The sequence below is a fragment of the Bacillus sp. FAU18 genome (assembly GCF_056033885.1).
Window position 1 is genome coordinate 1,047,717 of record NZ_JBVYHZ010000004.1, and the last position, 19,904, is coordinate 1,067,620.

Consider the following 19,904-nt stretch of genomic DNA (forward strand, 5'->3'; position numbering starts at 1 on the left):
TATGGTGGTGTTTATTATGACAATCCAGTTATCGCATCTTGAAGAAGAAGTAAAAAAGATTTATACAAAATTAAATATGCTTACCCCTGAAAATATAGATCTTGAACGCATTGCCGCTGCTTTTAAGATATGGATTCATTATGAGAAAGCTAATAGCAGCATGTTTTGTATCAATGGTCTTTACAGCATGGTTTTGGATATTCGGGCTTCACCACAAGAGCAATGGCAAGACTTCGTTCACGAACTCGCCCACGTGCTGAAGCATGCCGGAAACCAATTTAATATGAATAGAATGTTTAGAGAGCTTCAAGAATATCAAGCCAATAGTTTCATGTATCACTTTTGTGTACCAACATTCATGCTCGAAAAGATTTCGTTGCCGCGCATGCAATCAGAGGCTATAAAGTTAATTGGGGATACATTTAACGTCACATACCCTTTCGCAGCTAAACGGCTTGAAATGTACAAAAGAAAACAGTTTTCTATTCTCTGGCATCAAAAGCTCTATCAACTAAATTAATAGAACAAGGAGGTAGTCACATGGCTAGTATTGAAAGACGCAGTGAAAAATCTTTTAGATTAATAGTCGAAAATGGTTATGACGCAAACGGTAAAAGAGATAGAAAAAAGAAATCGATTCGTATCGAAGATCCCAAAATATTAAAGTCTAAACGGAAACTACAGGAGTATCTCGAAGATCAGCTGCACCGTTTCAGAATTGAAGTAGAGGCCGGCGAGTATATTGCTCCTGAAAAAGCAACTTTCGAATCATTTGCGGAGAAATGGGTTGAAAAGAAACTCTTTAATAAAAGTGGAAAACCTTACTCTTATAAAGCATCCGAGAAACACTCAGGTCACTTACACAACCACATCCTCCCTGCATTTGGGCATAAACAAATAGACAAAATAAAAACACTGCACGTTGTTGATTTTATAGATGATTTATCTAAAGATGGGGCTCGAAAAGATGGGAAACCTGGTGGGCTCGGTGATAGAACAATTCTTGATGTATTTCAAACGCTACAGGCAATGTTCAAGACAGCTACAGAAGAATGGAAACTCATTAAAGACAACCCTATGGAGGGGTTGAGTCAGCCACATGTGGAACCAAAAGAAATGCAGTATTTTCAGACTGATGAAGCTGAAGAATGTATTCGAGTTTTATATGAGATTGATATTAAATGGCGTTTGTACTTTTTGGGTGCAATGATTGGCGGTTTGCGGCGTGGTGAAGGACTTGCCTTTCAATGGCACTTGGATGTGGATTGGGACAGAGGAGGATTCTATGTAAATCGCTCAATATCTAAAACAGTCAACGGGCAGCCGCTTGTAAAGGCACCTAAATCTCGCAGTTCCAAACGTTTTGTTAAAATGCCAGATTTCTATATGGAGGATTTAGCAAAGTATTATCGCATGTGGAAGAAAGAAAAACTTATGCTCGGTGATGCCTGGGAAGGCGAGGACAATCAATACATCTTTCATAGTGGAACAGGAAAGCCATATTACTACACTACCCCTACTGCAAAGTGGGCTAAAATCAAAAAGAAGTATGGGCTTAAAAATATTAGGCTCCATGATCTGCGGCATACGATGGTGGCTCTCCTAATAGAAGCCGGCGAAAATATGAGTGCAATTCAAAAACGTGCCGGTCACGCAAGCAGACGAATTACATCTGATATTTACGGTCACGTTACCGAGAAACTTGAAAATGAGACAGCTCAATATTTTGATCAATTTAACCCTAATTTGAAGGTGAAAAGCAACTAAATGACCCCAAAATAAAATTTTGGTCCCCAATTTGTCCCCAATTGCTTTTTTGGGTATTTGGCTCTGTTCCTGACAAACAAAAAAACCCTTATAGAATAAGGGTTTACAGGTATGGAGCCAAGGGGGCTCGAACCCCTGACCTCTACGCTGCCAGCGTAGCGCTCTCCCAGCTGAGCTATGGCCCCGTATGTAACGTCATGTTTATTATAGATGATTTTTTTTTGAAAAACAAGCTGTTTCCTCTCGAATTGACAGAAAAAATAAGGCTCGGAAAAGAGCCTTATTTTTCGACTTACATCATGATCAAAAGTAAAATCACACCGAGAATAATTCGATAGATTGCAAATGGGACAAGTTTGATTTTGTTAATCAGCCTTAAGAAGAAACGGACGACAAACAGTGCGACCACAAAGGCACAGATAAAGCCGACGATGAAAAATGGCATCAGATCCGAGCTTAAGCTGTCCCAATGCTTCACGAGGCTTAGAAAGCTGGCTCCCATCATGATCGGCATCGCCATAATAAACGTAAAGTCGGCTGCCGCTCGGTGGTTTAATCCGAGAATAACACCGCCGGAAATGGTTGAACCCGAACGCGAGAAACCCGGCCAAAGGGCAAGACATTGGAATAAGCCGACTGCTATCGCCTGTTTATAGGAAATGCGGTCGAGAGTGTCTGTCGCTGTTTTCCGCTTATTGACCCAGTCAGCAAAAAGCATCAGGATTGCCCCGGCAATTAAACCGATGGCCACAGTTTTAACGGAAAATAAATATTCATCAATGTAATCTTCAAACAAAAAGCCGAGAACAGCTGCAGGCACGAGTCCGACGGCAATTTGGGCAATGCTTAATTTATGTCCCTGCTCCTGGTCGCTTGTGATATTTTTTTTCAAGCCGAGTAAGTTTAAAATTCGGTCTTTAAACACGATAGCTACTGCTAAAATGGAACCTAGCTGAATAACCACCTTGAATGAGTTAGCAGCTTCTTCTGACATCAGATTACTTGATTTAAGCCAGATGTCGTCTACTATAATCATATGTCCTGTCGAAGAAACCGGCGCGTACTCTGTTAATCCTTCTACGATTCCTAAAATGGCGGCTACAAACAATTCCCATAGAGTCATGATTTTGATTCTCCCCATTAGACATTTATTTTTTACATAACGGGAGCTTTCCATAAATGGAAAGCCCGTCTTATATAACTATAAACGAAAATCACACTTTATGACCCGGCGCATTTTCATTTTTTTCTTCGTCGTATAAATGTGACCGCATTTTAAACCAGTCAAATAAATGTGTCGTAATGACTTTAGCAACTGCATAGCCCGGAATGGCAAGAATGATTCCAACAACGCCAAACAGTTTGCCAGCTGTTAACAGCAGAAAAATAATTGTGATAGGGTGGATGTGAAGGTTTTTTCCCATAATTTGCGGAGAGATCAGCTTCCCTTCAATCAGCTGAACAATGGTCCAAACGATCACCAATTTAAGCAGCATGAGCGGCGATGTCACTATGGCAATGATAATCGCAGGCGTAATGGCAATCGTTGGCCCTAAATATGGAACGATGCTAGTACAAGCCGCAATGACGGCTAGCAATGAAGCATAATCCAGCCCGATAATCAAATAACCGATAAACAGCAAAAACCCGATACAGAAGCTGACAATGATCTGGCCTCTGATATAAGAGCTTAACCGATGATTCATTTCGCTTAAGACTGTGTATGTCTGTTCTTTCAATTGCGTCGGAACAAACTTCAGTATGTAGACCGGCAATTTTTTTCCGTCCTTTAACAAATAGAAAAGGATAAACGGAACCGTAACGATTGAAATGATAATCTCAGTCAGGGCGCCGATAAAATTCCCAACGCCGGTAAAGGTACTGTTCACAATTGTCGCTGCCTGATCTGAAACCTTTGTTGCGAGATCAGATATATTGATGTTCGTCGTTTGCTGGGCCTGATTGACGAAGTTGCTGCCGATCAGCTGTTTCGTCTGATTTTCAACGATATCCACATATCTTGGGATGTTGTCGATTAAACTCATAATTTGTTCTTTTAAAAAGGGAATGATGGACACGATTGTGATCGTGATCAGCCCGATAATCAATAGATACAACAGTAAAATAGAATAGATTCTTCTTATTCTTCTTCTCTCAAGGAAATCGACGACCGGGTTTAACAGATAAAAAACAATGCCTGTCAAAATAATCGGAAGTGATATCGTTTTGAGCAAAACAATAATCGGGGTGAAAATAAATGATGTTTTTGTAAATACTAGAATATTTAAACCAATCAGCAGCAGCACAAGCAAAAATAAAACAAACTTATTGTCCAAGAAGAATCGCTTGAATCTGCCGCTCCATGTTTGCAACGTCTCCACTATCGTTCCTCCGTCATACATAGTTTAATTAAATTGTACACTATCGTCCCTATAATGAAAAATAAAAACCGTTAATTGCTGGAAAAGCTTTCACGGTTTTAACATTCTATTTATATCTATCATGTGATTTTGTTCTTTTTAAGCTATAATTTAGCTATATCATACAAAAGGAGCGATACGAGTGATACGTTTTGCAATAATAGGAACCAACTGGATTACAGACCGCTTTCTTGAGTCAGCAGCGGATATCGAAGATTTTCAGCTGACTGCTGTTTATTCAAGATCGGCTGAACGCGCTGCCGAGTTTGCTGCTAAACACAACGCTGCGCATGCCTTCTCAGACCTTCAGGAAATGGCGGCGAGCGATTGCTTTGATGCCGTATACATAGCGAGCCCGAACGCTCTTCATAAGGAACAAGCCGTTCTCTTTATGAACCATGGCAAGCATGTGCTTTGTGAGAAGCCGTTTGCTTCGAATACAAAAGAAACAGAAGAGATGATCTCAGCGGCTAAGGCAAACGGCGTTGTTCTCATGGAAGCAATGAAGACCACTTTCCTGCCGAATTTCAAAGAGCTGAAAAAACACCTGCATAAAATCGGTACTGTCCGCAGATTTACCGCAAGCTACTGCCAGTATTCCTCACGGTATGACGCGTTCAGAAGCGGAACTGTTTTGAATGCGTTTCAGCCTGAGCTTTCCAATGGGTCATTAATGGATATTGGCGTCTATTGTATTTATCCGGCTGTTGTGTTGTTTGGCGAGCCAAAGGATGTAAAAGCAAACGGATATGCTTTATCTTCCGGAGTGGATGGAGAAGGAACTGTCATTCTGTCTTACGACGGGTTCGAAGCCGTTCTGATGCATTCCAAAATCTCTACTTCCTATGCCCCAGCGGAAATCCAGGGTGAAGACGGGACGATTGTAATCGATACAATTCACCGGCCTGAACGTGTTGAAATCCGCTACCGGGACGGCCGCCTAGAAAACATCTCGATTCCTGATCCTAAACCGGCGATGTTCTATGAAGCAGAAGAATTTGTCACGCTCATAAAAGAGAATAAGCAAGAATCTGAAGAGAATACATTTGAACGGTCTTTGACCACCGCAAAAATTATGGAAGAAGCAAGAAAGCAAATGGGGATTATATACCCTGCTGATCAAGCTTAAAAAAATCCGCACGCGCGCAAATGCCGCGGCGGATTTTTTATTAGACAATCGGAGAAGATGCCTTCCTTTTTAAAAGCACCTGTTGCTCATATTCTTTGATGTCATGAAGCCATGCCTCTTTTACCGGAACGCCCATTTGCTCACAGTAGGAATCCCAGATGGCTCCGAAAGGATATGTTTTGAATTCCTCCATCAGGGCCAGCCTTTCTGTATAGCGGCCCTCTTCCTGCAATTGTTTTAAATAGCCGTTCGGGAGAAGCAAGGCATACAATAAAGCTTTGATCATATTTCTCGTTCCGATGGTCCAGGCGGCTACACGGTTAATGCTGGCATCGAAAAAATCCAGACCGATGGCGACCTTCTCAAGAGCCTGATTTCGTACAATTTCAAGAGCGATTTCTCTCAATTCATCATCCAAAACCACTACATGGTCGCTATCCCAACGAACAGGCCGAGATACGTGCAAGGCAAGCTTGTCTGTGTAAAGCAGCATGGACGAAATCTTGTTTGATACCGTCTCAGTCGGATGGAAATGGCCTGTATCAAGTAAACAAAGCTTATGATTCGTCAAAGCATAAGCTAAATAAAATTCATGAGATCCGACAACATATGATTCGGAGCCAAGCCCGAACAGCTTGCTCTCGATTGAATCAAGATTGTGTTGTTCACTGATCTCCTCTGCGAAGATCCGATCCAGTGATTCTTTTAGTCTTTTACGCGGTGTCAGCCTATCACTCGGGATATCCTTATAGCCGTCGGGAATCCAAATATTCGTCAAGCAAGGTGTTCCTAATTCTTTCCCGAAGTATTCCCCGATACGGCGGCACGCGATGCAATGCCTGATCCAAAATTCTCTGATATCCGGATCAGGGTGTGAAAGGGTGAGTCCGTCAGCCGCTTTCTCATGCGAAAACAAGGTTGGATTAAAATCTAAACCGAGACCAAGTTTTTTTGCCCATTTCACCCAGTTTTCAAAATGCTGCGGCTTCAATTCGTCACGTTCTACCGCTTCCCTGTTTGTTTCTGCGTATATCGCATGCAGGTTTACGCGGTGCTTTCCAGGAATGAGAGAAAGAGCCTTCTCCAAATCTCTTCTTAATTCTTCAGGAGTTTGCGCTTTTCCGGGATAATTGCCGGTCACGTCAATTCCGCCTGAAAGCTCGCCCTTATTTACTTCAAAGCCTTCAATATCGTCACCCTGCCAGCAGTGGATCGAAATGGGCACTTGCTCTAATTGCCGAAGCGCCTCTTCAACATCAATTCCCCATTTTTCATATGCCTGTTTTGCACTGTCATAATTGGTTTTTATGGTCATACGGCTCTCTCCCTTTATCAGTTTTTTAATCCAAATAAAAAACTTCCTTTAGATCTACCGAAACAGGACTGAAATCCGAATTTGTTTTCATTAATGGCGACATCGATTTCCACCATCTTTGGCAAACTTCTGTGTCCGCCATCTTTCTCCATTTCTCTTCATCCTCTATTTCTAAATATGCAAAAAGCCTGCCTGTTTCCTCGTCTAGAAAAATGGAATAATGGTGTGCTCCATGAGCTTTGAGTGCTTCGGCCATCTCAGGCCAAATGTCATCATGCCGCTGTTTGTATTCTTCGTACTTGTCTTGATGGACAAACATGATACTGGCTTTTCTTTTCAAACCTTTTCACCTCTTCATCATTGAGATAGCGCTTTCAAAACAGTTTGCTGAAAGGACTGAATGATCGTGCTTCTGTCAATGTCTTTAGGTGTAAACACTTTGATCGGAAAGGAATTTCTGACGACTTGCCGGGCTTCTTTTATGCCTTTGACTTCTTTGGCAGCAATCATTTGCATCAAAAGATTTCCGGTGGCAGTTGCCTCTATCGGCCCTGCATATACCGCTTTTCCACTCATGTCTGCCGTTAATTGATTTAAGAAGTCATTTCGGGCTCCGCCGCCGATGATATGAAGCTGCTGAATCTGTTTTTCTGTGATCGTTTCCAGCTCTTTGATGGCAATCGCATAGATGATGGCTAAATTGCTGTAGATGCAGCAGGCAAGTTCGCCTGCAGTGCGAGGAGTCTTTTGGCGGGTTTGTCTGCAATAATGTTGTATTTCCTTTATCATGTTTTCTGGATTCAGGAATCGTTTATCATTTAAGTTTATAAATTGCTGGAATGGTTCTGTTTTTTCGGCTTCTTCTGCAAGCTGCTGAAAAGAATAATCTGCTTGTAACTGCTGTCTGACTTCTTGTATCACCCACATGCCGATAATGTTTTTGAGAAAGCGAATGGTGTTGTTTGCGCCGCGTTCATTTGTATAGTTGTTTTCTAAAGCAAGATCAGTTATTATCGGTGTTTTGTTTTCAATCCCGATTAACGACCATGTTCCGCTGCTGATATACGCCCAGCCATCATGTACGCCTGGCGCCGCAATGACGGCCGAGGCCGTATCATGTGTTGCGACTGTCATCACCTTGCACGCCGGGAGATCATAATCCGGGAACCACTCATTTCTTAGCTTCCCGAGCTCACACCCCGGTTCAGTCAGCGGCGCAAATTGCTGTTCCTGAACGGACACGGCTTCAAGCAATTCAGGATCAAGATTTCCCGTTGAGGCGTTTAAAAGCTGTGTTGTGGACGCGTTTGTGATTTCCGTTACAGCTTTTCCGGTTAAACAATAGCCTAAATAATCAGGAACCATCATAATTTTGTCTGTCTTTTTCAGCAGCTCACGGTCTTCTTCATACAATTGATAGATCGTGTTGAAAGGCTGAAATTGTATTCCTGTTTTTTGATAAATTGCGGCTTTTGAGAGGGTATGTTCCAGTTTGTCTATTGTGTGATCTGTTCTTCTATCACGGTAGGAGATTGCTTCCCGCAACCGATCGCCTTTTTCGTCCAGTAAGACATAATCGACTGCCCATGTATCAATGCCTACGGTGCAGTGTTCATACCCAAGCGTCTTTACTTTTTGCAGTCCTTGCAGGATTTGTTTTAGCAAATGATCAATATCCCAAAAGCAATGCCCGTCTCTTTGACTGAAACCGTTAGCGAACCTGTGAATCTCTTGTATGTCAAGCTTCCCTTCATTCAGTTCACCTACCATGATTCTCCCGCTTGATGCGCCTATATCAATGGCAGTATAAATCATTCTTTCACCCTCTCTTCGAAAGAGGAACAGCTGTCACCTTCACCTTTTTGTCCTCAAGAGCTTTTACCGATGCCGGATCAAGTCCAGAATCCGTAATTAGGCGGCTGACATCTTGCAGCGAGGCTATATGTGAAAACTCGCGGTTCCCCCATTTGCTTGAATCGGCCATCAAAATGGTCTGGTCCGACCTTTCGATCATCCGTTTTTTGAGCAGCGCCTGCCACTCATTTGAATCACTCATCCCGTTGTGTACGTCAAATCCCTTACATGACAGAAAGGTTTTATTGACATGATAGGTCTCAAGTGAACGCTCTGCTAACGGGCCGGCAAACGATAATGATTTTTCCAGCAAAATGCCGCCTGTTGAAATGACTGATATGTTTTCTTTATTGCTGAGTTCAATAGCTGCTTTCATTGAGTTTGTAATCACGGTGAGCTCAATGTCAGGGAGTATTTTCGCCATGTACCAGGCGGTTGTGCTTGCATCGAGAATGATTCGGTCTCCGCTTTTTACATATTTGGCCGCTTCGTGAGCGATAGCTTTTTTTTCGATGACATTCGTGATTTCCCGTTCAGAAAAATGAATTTCTGATTCCTTCTGCTGAATACTGACCGCTCCTCCGTGGCTCCGGCTCAGTTTATGTTCTTTTTCAAGCTTTTCAAGATCACGCCGAATGGTTTCCTCTGTGACTGAAAATATGTCACTTAATTCGGAAACGCGGATGCTTGAACGCGTATTCACTATTTCCACTATTTTTTGCTGCCGTTCTGCTACTAGCATCAGTAACGCCCTTCCTCATATCGTAGTCCATCTTATATTTTTTATCTTAGCATATTTCTAACGCGTAAAAGCAGCAGGGACGCCGCCGTCTACCGTAATCATGCAGCCCGTTGTTTTTTCGGCTTTGGAAGAAGCGAAGAATGCAATGGCTTCGGCAATATCCTCCGGGTAAATATTGACGAGCAATGCTGTACGTTTCCGGTAATGTTCCTCCAGCTGATCTGGTTCAATCCCGTACGCCGCGGCTCGTTCCTCCCGCCAGCTTGAACCCCAGATTGCCGATCCTTGAAGAACTGCATCAGGCAAAACGGAGTTGACCCTAATGCCGAATTCTCCACCTTCTGCTGCGATGCATCTTGCTAAATGGGTTTCAAGCGCCTTAACAGAGCTGTAGGCAGAGGCGTTTTTGCCCGCATAAACCGAATTTTTCGATCCGACAAATACCATGCTTCCGCCTCTATTTTGCTGTTTCATCTGTTTAAACGCTTCACGGGCTACAAGGAAATAGCCTGTTCCTAAAACATTCATATTAAGATTCCATTCTTTTAGACTTGTTTCGTCAAATGGGCTTGATGTGGCCAGCCCGGCATTATTGACGACGATATCAATGCCGCCGTAAGCAAGCGCCGCTCGTTCAAAAGCTGACTGTACGTCTTCCTCCTTTGTCACATCCATTTTGACAACCATTGCCCGTCCTTCTCCGTATGCATCGTTTATTTCCCCGGCAATTTTCTGTGCACCTTCTATATTCAGATCAGCTACGATCACGTGCCCTCCCTCAGCTGCAAATCGGCGGCATGCTGCACTGCCGATTCCGCCGGCTCCTCCAGTTATCAACGCGACTTTTCGGGAAAATTCTGCTTCCGGCGGGGCCAGCGTGAGTTTATATAGTTCGAGCGGCCAATATTCGACATGGTAGGATTCATTTTCATGTAAAGAAACAAATTGCCCCAGAGCGGTTGCTCCTTTCATCACGGCGATGGCCCTCCGATATAAAGCCCCGCTTACTTTAGACATGGCATAACTTTTTCCTGTATTCACCATTCCAATTCCAGGAATCAATATCACCCGCGGGGCGGATTCAAAGATTTGATCCCCATCCTGCTGATTGCGTGTAAAGTAAGCCTGATACTCTGATGTAAAGGTCTCGACTCCTGACTTGATCAGATCCGCAAGCTTGTGCACATCTTGAGTTTCCGGATTCCAATCAATGTACAGCGGAACCCGTTTTGTGTGAACAAGGTGATCCGGGCATGCCGCACCGATTTGCGAAAGTGCTGGCGCTTGGACACTGTTTACAAATTCCAAGACGTCGTCATGATCATCATAGGAAAGGATCATTTTCTTTTCTTCACTTACTGCTCCTCTGATCACAGGCATGATGCCTGCCAAGATTTGTTTTCTTTTATCCTCCGGCAGCGGCTGATACCTTTTGCCTCCGAATACCTCATGCTGATTGATACGATCGTTAATATACTGCTCGGCTTCTTGAATGATGGATATCGTTTTTTGATAACATGTTTCAGACGTCTCTCCCCAAGTGACTAAGCCGTGTTTCTCCATTAATACAAGCTCGGCGTGGGGATTGTTTGCTACGCCTTCAGCGATCATTTTAGACAAAGTAAATCCAGGACGGACGTATGGCACCCATACAAACCGGTTTCCATAAATGTCTTCAGCGATTTGTTTTCCATTATCTGCACAGCATATGCTGATAATCGCATCTGGATGGGTATGATCAACATGTTTGTATGGCAGAAAAGCGTGTAATAGCGTTTCAATTGAAGGGCGGGGATGTTTGCTGTCTATCATACAATGAGACAGGTAATCTACCATTTCTTCATCTGGCATTTGGTCCCTTTTAATCAGCGGGCGGATATCATCTAATTTCAAACCGGTAAAGTTATGCGCTTTCATTGTTGCCAAATCCGAACCGCTTCCTTTTACCCACATGACTTCTATTTCACGGCCTCTAAAATCCTTTCCCGTTGTTTTCATAGATGTATTCCCCCCGCCCCAGTTGCAGACAGTGCGGTCTGACCCGATCAGATTGGACCTGTACACCAATTCCTCTACACCTTTAGGCAGCTGTGCAGCTCGCTCTGAATCCCATATATGTTTCACCATATTTGATATTCCTCCATCCCCTTTTATTTGTATCCGTTTTCATTATATATGATTTCCGTTTGTTTTTGAATTGTTTTTGTTTATTTTTGTTTTTAACAAAAAAGAAAGCAGCAGATATGCCGCTTTCTTTTTTCATTAAGATTCAATTTTAAATTTCTTCGTAATGTCCTGAAGTTCTTCCGCCATGTTTGCCAACGTTTCCGCTGAAGAGCTGATTTCTTCCATAGACGCAAGCTGTTCTTCAGCCGAAGCTGCGATATCCTGAATGCCTGCTGAGCTTTCTTTCGCCACTGCAGAAATATCTTCAACGGCACTTGACACTTCCTGCGATCCGGCTGACAGTTGTTCAACCGTCGCGTTCAAGTTTTGCAATTCGCCGGAAATTTGAGTTGTCATCTCATAGATTTGTTTAAAGCTTTCCGCTGTTTGATCCGTAATCTGCAAGCCTTCTTTCACTTCATGATTCACGGATTGGAACATTGAAAGTGAGGTGCTGATTTCCCTGACAATCTCTTGAATTAATCCTTCAATTTCCTTGGCGGAGTCTGCTGATTGTACAGCAAGTTTTCTAACCTCTTCCGCAACTACTGAGAAACCTCTTCCGTATTCTCCCGCTCTTGCCGCCTCAATCGCAGCATTTAATGCAAGCAGGTTGGTTTGATCAGCAATGCCATTAATCACATTCAAGATGCTTGTGATGTCTTGTGATTTTGTTTCAAGGCCCTTTACAACCGCTTCCGCTTTTTGAACGGATTGGTCAATTGTTTTCATCTGGCCGACTGTATGCTCCACCAGCTTTTCTCCGCTGCCCGCTGCCTCAGAGGACTGAATCGATGATTTCGTAATGGTTGAAGAGGCCTGAGCCACTTTTGAAATCCCCTCGTTCATTTGAGAAAGATGATTTGAGCTTGTTTCCAGTTTCTCGCTTTGTGCCTCGTTTCCATCTGAGAACTGTTCGATGGCAAGTGTAATATGTTCAGTTGCCTTGCTTGTTTGGGCTGCGCTTGCCGTCAGCTCCTCAGAAGATGAAGCAACGTTTTCGACAGACGTTTGAATAACGCCGATTACAGAACGCAATGATGCAGACATTTCATTAAAGCTTTCACCAAGCTGGCCAAACTCGTTTTTCGAGTGAATGTCAATGACTTCTGTGAGATCTCCGCTGCTGATTTTTGCAGACGTTGAGACAAGTTTTCTTAACGGCTTGGTGATGGCACGGATAATATAGAGTATGAGTATGCCGCCGATTACAATTGACACGCATAGAATGATAACCGCAGTGTTCAGCACCGGGCTTGAAGCATCTTGCAATTCACTGACAAAATATGTGCCCGCGATTTTCCAGCCAGTCAGTTTATTTGTCGTAAAGGCCATTTTCTTTTCTTTGCCTTCGAATGTATATTCAAATGAGCCTTCTTTTTTGGAATATACTTGGTTTGTCCAATCGCCGGAACCGGTTGTCCCCGGCTTAATGGTCGGATGGGCGATATATTTTTTGTTGCCTGTCGTAATAAATGCAAAGCCTTCTTTACCGATTTTGATTCTTTTTGATGCAGTAAGCACTTCATCCAGGTTTAAATCCAGCGCTATAACCCCTGAACCGTCTTTTAATTGTTTTGAAATTGTGACAACGATATCTCCTGTCGCTTCATCGGTATACGGTTCTGAGAAAACAGCTTGTCCTTTTTCCGCAACCGCCTGTTTGTACCAGTCACGTCCTGTCGGATCGAAACCTTTCGGAACACCGCTATCCGGATATTTATAAAGCTTCTTATCTTCTGAAGCAGCATAGATTGCGCCTACATCGTCGTTAAGTGTCGTGTACTGCTTAAATTTCTCTTTCAGTAATGTTTTGTTTTTGCCTAGCAATATGTCTTTATCGACAGTCTCACTATAATAATCTATTGCTTTTACTTTATCTTCTAATTTATTTTGCAGCGTACTGTTTAGTTCTTCAACATTTCCCTTCGCACTGCTTATGAGCTCTCTGTCTAACGCATTCCAAGCTGATTGATAACTGAAATATGCTAAAACCCCAACCGGCAAAATAAGCACTGCCAGAAACGCAGCGATTAGCGGTTTGCTGATCGATGGCTGTTTGATCCATTGTATGAATTTTCCCATTCTCGTTGACTCCTCCTTTAAGATAAATCTAATATCGTCAAACTAGGATAAAAGGTTTAATAAAAAAACTAAAAAAAACACCCAAGCGCAACAAGCTTGGGTGTTAAGGCTTATTATTCGATTTTGAATCGTTTGGTCATATCGCGAAGCTCTTCCGCCATAGAGGAAAGGGTTTCTGCTGACGAGCTGATTTCTTCCATGGAAGCAAGCTGCTCTTCGGCTGACGCCGCGATATCTTGTATATGCGCTGAGCTTTCTTTTGAAATCGATGCAATGTGCTCGGATGCTCCCGAAACTTCCTCAGAGCTCGCAGAAAGCTGCTGAACCGTCGCACTCATATTTTGCAGTTCGCCGGCGATTTGGTTCGTCATTTCAGAAATGCGTTTGAAGCTCATTTCTGTTTTATCTGTGATGTCAAGACCTGTCTGCACCTCTTGATTGACAGATTGGAACATGCCGAGAGATGTATTAATTTCCTTCACAATTTCGATGATTAATCCTTCAATCTCTTTTGCTGAATCTGCTGACTGTACTGCCAGTTTTCTTACTTCTTCCGCTACAACCGAGAAGCCGCGGCCGTACTCGCCTGCGCGCGCTGCCTCAATTGCTGCGTTTAAGGCAAGCAGGTTCGTCTGGTCTGCGATGCCGTTGATCACACGCAAAATGTTTGTAATATCTTTCGATTTCGTTTCCAATCCGCGTACGACTTGCTCCGCTTCTTTAACGGACTTGTCAATGACATTCATTTGGCCGACGGTTTGATGAACAAGCTTACCGCCTTCACTTGCAATTTCTGTCGATTGAACAGATGAATCAGTGATCACTTCAGAAGCTTGAGCCATATTCGTCAATCCGTCATTCATTTGATAAATGTGCTCTGCTGCCGTTTCAATGTTTTCGTTTTGTTTTTCATTGCCGTTAGAAAATTGTTCAATCGCCAATGTAATGTGCTCTGTTGCCTTGCTCGTTTGCGCAGCTGATGCAGTGAGCTCCTCAGAGGAAGCGGCAACATTATCTACCGAATCCTGGATGGCGTGTATGAGAGAACGAAGTGACGACGCCATATTGTTAAAGCTTTTGCCGAGCTCGCCCAATTCATCTTTTGAACGGATATCAATGGTTTCCGTCAAATCTCCCTCGCTGATCCGCTTAGAGGAACCGACAAGCTGTTTCAGCGGTGTTGTAATCGACCGAATGATCAAAGTCATGACGATAATCCCTATGATAATAGCTGCGGCCAAGACAATTAAAGCAAGGTGAAGGACAGGCTGGGCTGCTTCATGGATTTCATCCAAATACATGGTGCCGCCGATCTTCCATCCCGTCAACTTGTTTGTGTCAAAGGCCATTTTTTTCTTATCGCCATCCATGGTGTATTGAAAATCGCCTTTATCAGCACTCAGCATCTTATCTAGCCAGTCGCCTTTTAATTCTGTTCCTGATTTTTCATTCGGGTGAGCGACAACTTTTTTGTCCTTCGTCATGATAAATGCGTAGCCTTGTGTGCCGATGTTGACTTTTTTGGTTGTTTTCAGCAGATTTTCAATCGTCATGTTGATTGCGATAACGCCTGAACCATCTTTTGTCTGCTGGGCGATTGTCACAACCATCGTATTTGTCGACGCGGTTTTATAAGGGTCTGTGATCACAACTTTCCCTTTATTTGCAACCGCTTTTTTGTACCAGTCGCGTTCAACCGGATTATAGCCGCTTGGCATCGGAAGATCCGGATAGCGGGTAAAGTGTCCTTTTGTGTCGCTTGTATAAATGGATTCTACATCCTTGTTAAGGCTGATATATTGTGAGAATTTCTCTGCAATGCTTGCATTGTTTTTTGCATTGTATTTCTCTTTTGTCAGCCATTCGCTGAAATAATCAGCACTGTTTTCTTTTTCGCTGATGCTGGTGTTAATGATTTCGTTTAATTGCTGTACATTTTCCAATGCGCTCCCCATCATCTGTCTGTCGAGTGAGCTGCTAGCCGATTGATACGCAAAGATCGCCAATATGACAACCGGTATGATAAGGATCGACAGAAAGGAAACGAGAAGCTTCCGTGTAATTGATCTTTGTTTTATGAGTTGGAGTATTTTTTTCATCATTCATTTCTCCTTTTTTATGCTACCCTTCATATCGGCTGGAAATGGGTAAATATATACAGCAAAAAAGAAGAAATTTAACAAAAGTAACTAATTTCCCATAAATAAATAGTATTTTAGACCTATTATTTATCTACTTTAAATTGTTTTGTCAGATCACGGAGTTCTTCAGACATTCTTTCAAGCGTCAGTGCAGATGAACTAATCTCCTCCATGGATGCCAGCTGTTCCTCAGCTGAAGCGGCGATATCTTGGATGCCATCCGAGCTTTCCTTAGAAATGGCTGTGATATCATTTGAAGCTGCGGAAATTTCTTGAGCTCCCGCTGACAGCTCCTCAACCGTCGCATTCATGTTTTGCAGCTCGGAAGCAATTTGATTGGTCATTTGCGATATATGTTTGAAGCTCTGTTTAGTTTCATCCGTCATGACAAGCCCTGTTTCAACTTCTTTGTTTACGGACTGAAGCACGTTCAGTGATGTGTGAATTTCTTTTACTATTTCACTGATCAGCGATTCAATTTCTTTTGCCGAGTCAGCCGACTGTACCGCGAGCTTTCTCACTTCCTCAGCGACGACTGAGAAGCCCCGTCCGTATTCACCCGCTCGGGCCGCTTCAATGGCGGCATTTAAAGCCAATAGATTGGTTTGATCCGCAATGCCGTTGATGACACGCAAAATATTTGTGATATCCTTTGATTTGATCTCCAGCCCTTTCACCACATGTTCCGCTGCTTTAACGGAATGGTCAATTGTGTTCATTTGGCCTGCTGTTTTCTGGACGAGTGTCTCCCCTTTACTTGACACTTCTGTTGAATCTGCGGATGTTTCTGTAATCACTGCTGCAGCCCGCGCCAGCTCTGCCAATCCGTCATTCATTTCATTAATTTGTTCGGTTGTCGTTTCTATTTTCTCGCTTTGGCTTTCACTGCCGTTTGAAAATTGCTCAATAGCCATCGTAATGTGCTCAGTGGCTCGGCTTGTCTGGTCTGCCGATGCAGTCAGCTCTTCAGACGATGAGGCAACGTGTTCTACTGAGTCTTTGATCCCGTGAATGAGCGTGCGAAGCGAGTGTGCCATATGATTGAAGCTCTCGCTCAGAACACCGAGTTCATCTTTTGAATTGATTTCAATCGTTTCGGTTAGATCGCCTTCACTAATTTTTTCAGCGGATGCGACAATGCGTCTCAATGGCTTTGTGATGGATCGAATCACAAAATAAATCGCCGTCATTCCAGCTGCGATGGCAATCGCCAGAACGATTGAAGCCATGATCAGAACCTTGCTTGCAGCATCGTGAATCTCGTTTGCATACATCGTGCCGCTGATTTTCCAGCCTGTTGTTTCGCTTGTTGCAAATGCCATTTTTTTCTTTTTGCCTTTGTACGTATATTCAAAGTCCCCGCTCTTATCCTTGTAGAGCTTATCAACCCAGTCCCCTTTTAGCTCTGTTCCCGCTTTTTCTCCGGAGTAGGCGATGACTTTCTTGTTTTGGTTCAAGATAAAAGCATAGCCTTCTTTTCCGATATGGATTCCTTTCGCGGTAGTGACTAAGTCATCAATTTTCATATCAATGGCGACAACGCCTGATCCATCCACCGTTTGACGGGCGATGGTGACGACCATTTTTCCTGATGAAATCGATTCATAAGGCTCAGTGACAATTGTTTTGCCTTTATTGGCCATTGCTTCTTTGTACCAATCTCGATCCAAAGCATTAAAGTCACTTGGCATGTCAGCGTACGGATAACGGGTGAATTCCCCGTCTTTGCTGCTGGAAAATACCGCAGCGACATTATCATTCATTTGGATAAATTGTTTAAATTCCTGTTTCAGCTCTGTTTTCTTTTTATCCTGAAATTTTTCTGCTGTAGCCCAATCGCTGAAATACGCGAGGCTTTTTTCAGTCGTGCTGATTTTATCATCAATGATGTGATCTAATATCTGAACATTTTCCTTTGCGCTTTGCGTCATCTGTACATCAAGTGAGGCAACTGCTGATTGATAAGCGCTAACCGAAAGGGCGGTTATCGGAACAATTAAGATCAGCAGGAAAGAAATAATAAGTCTCCTTGCAATTGATGATCTGCGAATAGTGGTGAGTGTTTTTTTCATTTCCTTTTGAACCTTCTTTCAATAATTTACAAATTATATCGGCGGATCTTCCTTTAAATTACATTGAAAATGGAGGAAAAAATGAAAAATAGTTCTAAATTCACCGGATTAACTAGGACTTTATTATCGTTTACCATATAAAAAAAACAGCGCTTTGATGCGCTGTTTTTCGGCTTTTACTCGATTTTAAATTGTTTCGTCAGATCACGAAGCTCTTCTGCCATCTGCGCAAGAGTGGTCGCTGAGGAACTGATTTCTTCCATGGAAGCAAGCTGTTCTTCAGCTGATGCGGCAATGTCCTGGATGCTTGCCGAGCTTTCTTTCGACACGTCTGCAATGCCGCTGACTGCTGCTGAAACATGCTGTGAACGGTCTGACAGCTGCTCGACGGTGGAATTCATCGTCTGCAGCTTGCCCGCGATTTCGTTTGTCATGCTGAAAATGCTCTGGAAGCTTTCTTTTGTATTGTCTGTGACAACAAGTCCGGACTGTACTTCCTGATTGACCTCTTTAAACATGTGAAGAGAGGTTTCGATTTCTGCGACGATTTCTTGGATCAGCTTTTCGATTTCTTTTGCTGAATCGGCTGATTGGACAGCCAGCTTGCGCACTTCCTCCGCTACAACAGAGAAGCCGCGTCCTGACTCTCCGGCACGCGCCGCTTCAATGGCTGCGTTTAGTGCAAGCAGATTTGTTTGGTCAGCGATTCCGTTGATGACTCTCAAAATGCTTGTGATGTCTTTTGATTTTCCTTCTAAGCCTTTGACAACAGCTTCAGCCTGCTGAACAGATTGATTAATCGAGTTCATTTGTCCGACTGTCTGCTGCACAAACTTCTCACCCGTTCCGGCAATTTCCGTTGATTGGATAGATGCCTTTGTAATATCTGACGATGTTTGTGAGACTTGCTGGAGTCCTTCATTCATTAAGTTCAGCTGATGAGAGCTGGATTCAACCTTTTCGCTTTGCTCCTCGTTTCCGTTTGAGAACTGCTCAATCGCCATCGTAATATGCTCGGTGGCTTTACTCGTCTGCCCGGCAGATGCGGTAAGCTGTTCGGAAGATGCGGCCACATTGTTCACCGAGTCCTGAATAGCGCTGATCAGAGAGCGAAGAGATTGTCCCATTTCATTGAAGCTTTCCCCAAGCTCCCCAAGCTCATCCTTTGAATGGATTTCGATCGTTTCGGTCAGATCCCCCCTGCTGATCGTTTTCGATGATTGGACAAGACGTTTTAACGGTTTTGTAATCGAACGAACGATAAACAGAATTAAAATTCCGCCTGCCACAATCGAAGCAATCAGCACGATCATTCCTGTTGTCAGCACAGACTTTGAGGCATCCTTAATTTCATCCATATACATTGTGCCGGCTATTTTCCAACCAGTCAGTTCGTTTGTAGTATAGGTCATCTTTTTATCTTCGTTATTAAGAGTATACTGGAGTTCACCGCTGTCATTCGCATACATTTTGGCTACCCAGTCGCCTGAAAGCTTTTCTCCAGCCTTATGGTTCTTGTGGGCGACATATGTTTTGTTTTTTGTTGCAATGAAAGCATAACCTTCTTTTCCGACCTTGATTTGTTTCATTTGTTCTAACAATTTATCAATGGTAATATCCATGGCGACAACGCCAGATCCGTCCTTCAGCTCCTGTGCAATGGTAATGACCATGCTTCCGTCACTCGCAGCCACGTAAGGATCTGTCACGACAATTTCACCGCCGGCCTTCATCGCATCCTGGTACCAAGGACGTTGTCTCGGGTCGTATCCTTCCGGCAATTTTTCTTTTGGCGCTTGTACGTAAGTGCCGTTATCTGCGCCCCCATAAATTCTGGCTACTCCTTGATTAATAGATACATATTGTGAAAATTTAGCTTTGATCTCTTCTTGATTTGATTTCCCTTTGAATGCGGATCTTTTAAGAGATTCACTGAAAAAGGTGACTGCTTTCGCTTTTTCTCCCAGATTATTTGTAACAGTTGTATTAAATGTATCGACACTGTTTTTCGCATTTCCCATAATTTCCTGATCCAGCTTTCCGCTGGCGCTTCGGTAAGAGCTAAATTCTAATATAAGAATAGGGATAATGAGAATCGCAATAAATGAGACGATTAATTTCTTTGAAATAGACGGTTTCTTCAGCCAATTGATAAAAGTCTTCATGTCACTTGCTCCTTCAGGTTTGATACAGTATATATCGGCTGCTTAAAA

Annotated in this window: 14 protein-coding genes and 1 tRNA gene; 3 read left to right on the forward strand and 12 right to left on the reverse strand. The window is 43.1% G+C overall.

Annotation, left to right across the window (positions count from 1 at the left end; all coding sequences use genetic code 11):
* Nucleotides 1-16: 16 nt before the first annotated feature.
* Together AC0OMU_RS16610 and AC0OMU_RS16615 are read left to right on the forward strand one after the other, a co-directional pair.
* On the forward strand, nt 17-520 hold the full coding sequence (locus AC0OMU_RS16610; RefSeq protein WP_131228006.1) for an ImmA/IrrE family metallo-endopeptidase: 504 nt from the start codon (nt 17-19) through the stop codon (nt 518-520).
* Between the two features lie 20 nt (nt 521-540).
* Nucleotides 541-1,767 carry a tyrosine-type recombinase/integrase gene (locus tag AC0OMU_RS16615; RefSeq protein ID WP_437368139.1) on the forward strand — a complete coding sequence of 409 codons (1,227 nt, stop codon included), beginning with the start codon at nt 541-543 and terminating at the stop codon, nt 1,765-1,767.
* A gap of 112 nt (nt 1,768-1,879) precedes the next feature.
* Here the strand turns inward: AC0OMU_RS16615 and AC0OMU_RS16620 are convergent.
* The 3 genes from AC0OMU_RS16620 to AC0OMU_RS16630 all read right to left on the reverse strand — a co-directional run bounded on the left by AC0OMU_RS16620 (nt 1,880) and on the right by AC0OMU_RS16630 (nt 4,148).
* Nucleotides 1,880-1,952: transfer RNA gene (locus tag AC0OMU_RS16620), tRNA-Ala, on the reverse strand.
* A 107-nt stretch (nt 1,953-2,059) separates the two neighbouring features.
* Complete coding sequence (locus tag AC0OMU_RS16625) at nt 2,060-2,890, reverse strand: undecaprenyl-diphosphate phosphatase (protein ID WP_014477785.1); 831 nt, start codon at nt 2,888-2,890, stop codon at nt 2,060-2,062.
* 91 nt (nt 2,891-2,981) lie between these two features.
* The gene (locus AC0OMU_RS16630) at nt 2,982-4,148 is read right to left on the reverse strand and encodes an AI-2E family transporter (protein WP_015483614.1); all 1,167 of its coding nucleotides are present in this window, start codon (nt 4,146-4,148) and stop codon (nt 2,982-2,984) included.
* Nucleotides 4,149-4,329: 181 nt separating this feature from the next.
* Between AC0OMU_RS16630 and iolU the strand changes: the two genes are divergently transcribed.
* Nucleotides 4,330-5,316, forward strand: a complete 987-nt coding sequence (iolU, locus tag AC0OMU_RS16635; RefSeq protein WP_015384476.1) for a scyllo-inositol 2-dehydrogenase — start codon at nt 4,330-4,332, stop codon at nt 5,314-5,316.
* Between the two features lie 40 nt (nt 5,317-5,356).
* On the opposite strand, the gene rhaA is transcribed toward iolU, so the two are convergent.
* The 9 genes from rhaA to mcpB form a co-directional block, all read right to left on the reverse strand.
* The gene (gene rhaA / locus AC0OMU_RS16640; protein WP_015384477.1) at nt 5,357-6,631 is read right to left on the reverse strand and encodes an L-rhamnose isomerase; all 1,275 of its coding nucleotides are present in this window, start codon (nt 6,629-6,631) and stop codon (nt 5,357-5,359) included.
* Between the two features lie 25 nt (nt 6,632-6,656).
* On the reverse strand, nt 6,657-6,971 hold the full coding sequence (rhaM, locus tag AC0OMU_RS16645; protein WP_015384478.1) for an L-rhamnose mutarotase: 315 nt from the start codon (nt 6,969-6,971) through the stop codon (nt 6,657-6,659).
* A gap of 17 nt (nt 6,972-6,988) precedes the next feature.
* Nucleotides 6,989-8,446: a rhamnulokinase gene (gene rhaB, locus AC0OMU_RS16650; protein WP_181220076.1), complete on the reverse strand. Its 1,458-nt coding sequence runs from the start codon at nt 8,444-8,446 to the stop codon at nt 6,989-6,991.
* 4 nt (nt 8,447-8,450) lie between these two features.
* The gene (gene rhaR / locus AC0OMU_RS16655) at nt 8,451-9,227 is read right to left on the reverse strand and encodes a rhamnose catabolism operon transcriptional regulator RhaR (protein ID WP_181220077.1); all 777 of its coding nucleotides are present in this window, start codon (nt 9,225-9,227) and stop codon (nt 8,451-8,453) included.
* Between the two features lie 57 nt (nt 9,228-9,284).
* Nucleotides 9,285-11,354, reverse strand: a complete 2,070-nt coding sequence (locus tag AC0OMU_RS16660) for a bifunctional aldolase/short-chain dehydrogenase (protein WP_181220078.1) — start codon at nt 11,352-11,354, stop codon at nt 9,285-9,287.
* A 135-nt stretch (nt 11,355-11,489) separates the two neighbouring features.
* A complete protein-coding gene (gene tlpB, locus AC0OMU_RS16665) occupies nt 11,490-13,478 on the reverse strand; it encodes a methyl-accepting chemotaxis protein TlpB (protein WP_003243983.1) in 1,989 nt (662 codons plus the stop codon).
* Between the two features lie 113 nt (nt 13,479-13,591).
* Nucleotides 13,592-15,580: a methyl-accepting chemotaxis protein gene (mcpA, locus tag AC0OMU_RS16670; protein ID WP_474241347.1), complete on the reverse strand. Its 1,989-nt coding sequence runs from the start codon at nt 15,578-15,580 to the stop codon at nt 13,592-13,594.
* A gap of 122 nt (nt 15,581-15,702) precedes the next feature.
* On the reverse strand, nt 15,703-17,691 hold the full coding sequence (tlpA, locus tag AC0OMU_RS16675; RefSeq protein ID WP_181220080.1) for a methyl-accepting chemotaxis protein TlpA: 1,989 nt from the start codon (nt 17,689-17,691) through the stop codon (nt 15,703-15,705).
* 176 nt (nt 17,692-17,867) lie between these two features.
* The gene (mcpB, locus tag AC0OMU_RS16680) at nt 17,868-19,856 is read right to left on the reverse strand and encodes a methyl-accepting chemotaxis protein McpB (RefSeq protein WP_047183094.1); all 1,989 of its coding nucleotides are present in this window, start codon (nt 19,854-19,856) and stop codon (nt 17,868-17,870) included.
* Between the last annotated feature and the right edge of the window lie 48 nt (nt 19,857-19,904).

Bases quoted from the DNA above. Each gene is read 5' to 3' on its own strand.
- AC0OMU_RS16610 (WP_131228006.1), top strand. From the start codon at position 17: ATGACAATCCAGTTATCGCATCTTGAAGAAGAAGTAAAAAAGATTTAT.
- AC0OMU_RS16615 (WP_437368139.1), top strand. From the start codon at position 541: ATGGCTAGTATTGAAAGACGCAGTGAAAAATCTTTTAGATTAATAGTC.
- AC0OMU_RS16625 (WP_014477785.1), bottom strand. From the start codon at position 2,890: ATGACTCTATGGGAATTGTTTGTAGCCGCCATTTTAGGAATCGTAGAA.
- rhaA (WP_015384477.1), bottom strand. From the start codon at position 6,631: ATGACCATAAAAACCAATTATGACAGTGCAAAACAGGCATATGAAAAA.
- rhaB (WP_181220076.1), bottom strand. From the start codon at position 8,446: ATGATTTATACTGCCATTGATATAGGCGCATCAAGCGGGAGAATCATG.
- rhaR (WP_181220077.1), bottom strand. From the start codon at position 9,227: ATGCTAGTAGCAGAACGGCAGCAAAAAATAGTGGAAATAGTGAATACG.
- AC0OMU_RS16660 (WP_181220078.1), bottom strand. From the start codon at position 11,354: ATGGTGAAACATATATGGGATTCAGAGCGAGCTGCACAGCTGCCTAAA.
- tlpB (WP_003243983.1), bottom strand. From the start codon at position 13,478: ATGGGAAAATTCATACAATGGATCAAACAGCCATCGATCAGCAAACCG.
- mcpA (WP_474241347.1), bottom strand. From the start codon at position 15,580: ATGATGAAAAAAATACTCCAACTCATAAAACAAAGATCAATTACACGG.
- tlpA (WP_181220080.1), bottom strand. From the start codon at position 17,691: ATGAAAAAAACACTCACCACTATTCGCAGATCATCAATTGCAAGGAGA.
- mcpB (WP_047183094.1), bottom strand. From the start codon at position 19,856: ATGAAGACTTTTATCAATTGGCTGAAGAAACCGTCTATTTCAAAGAAA.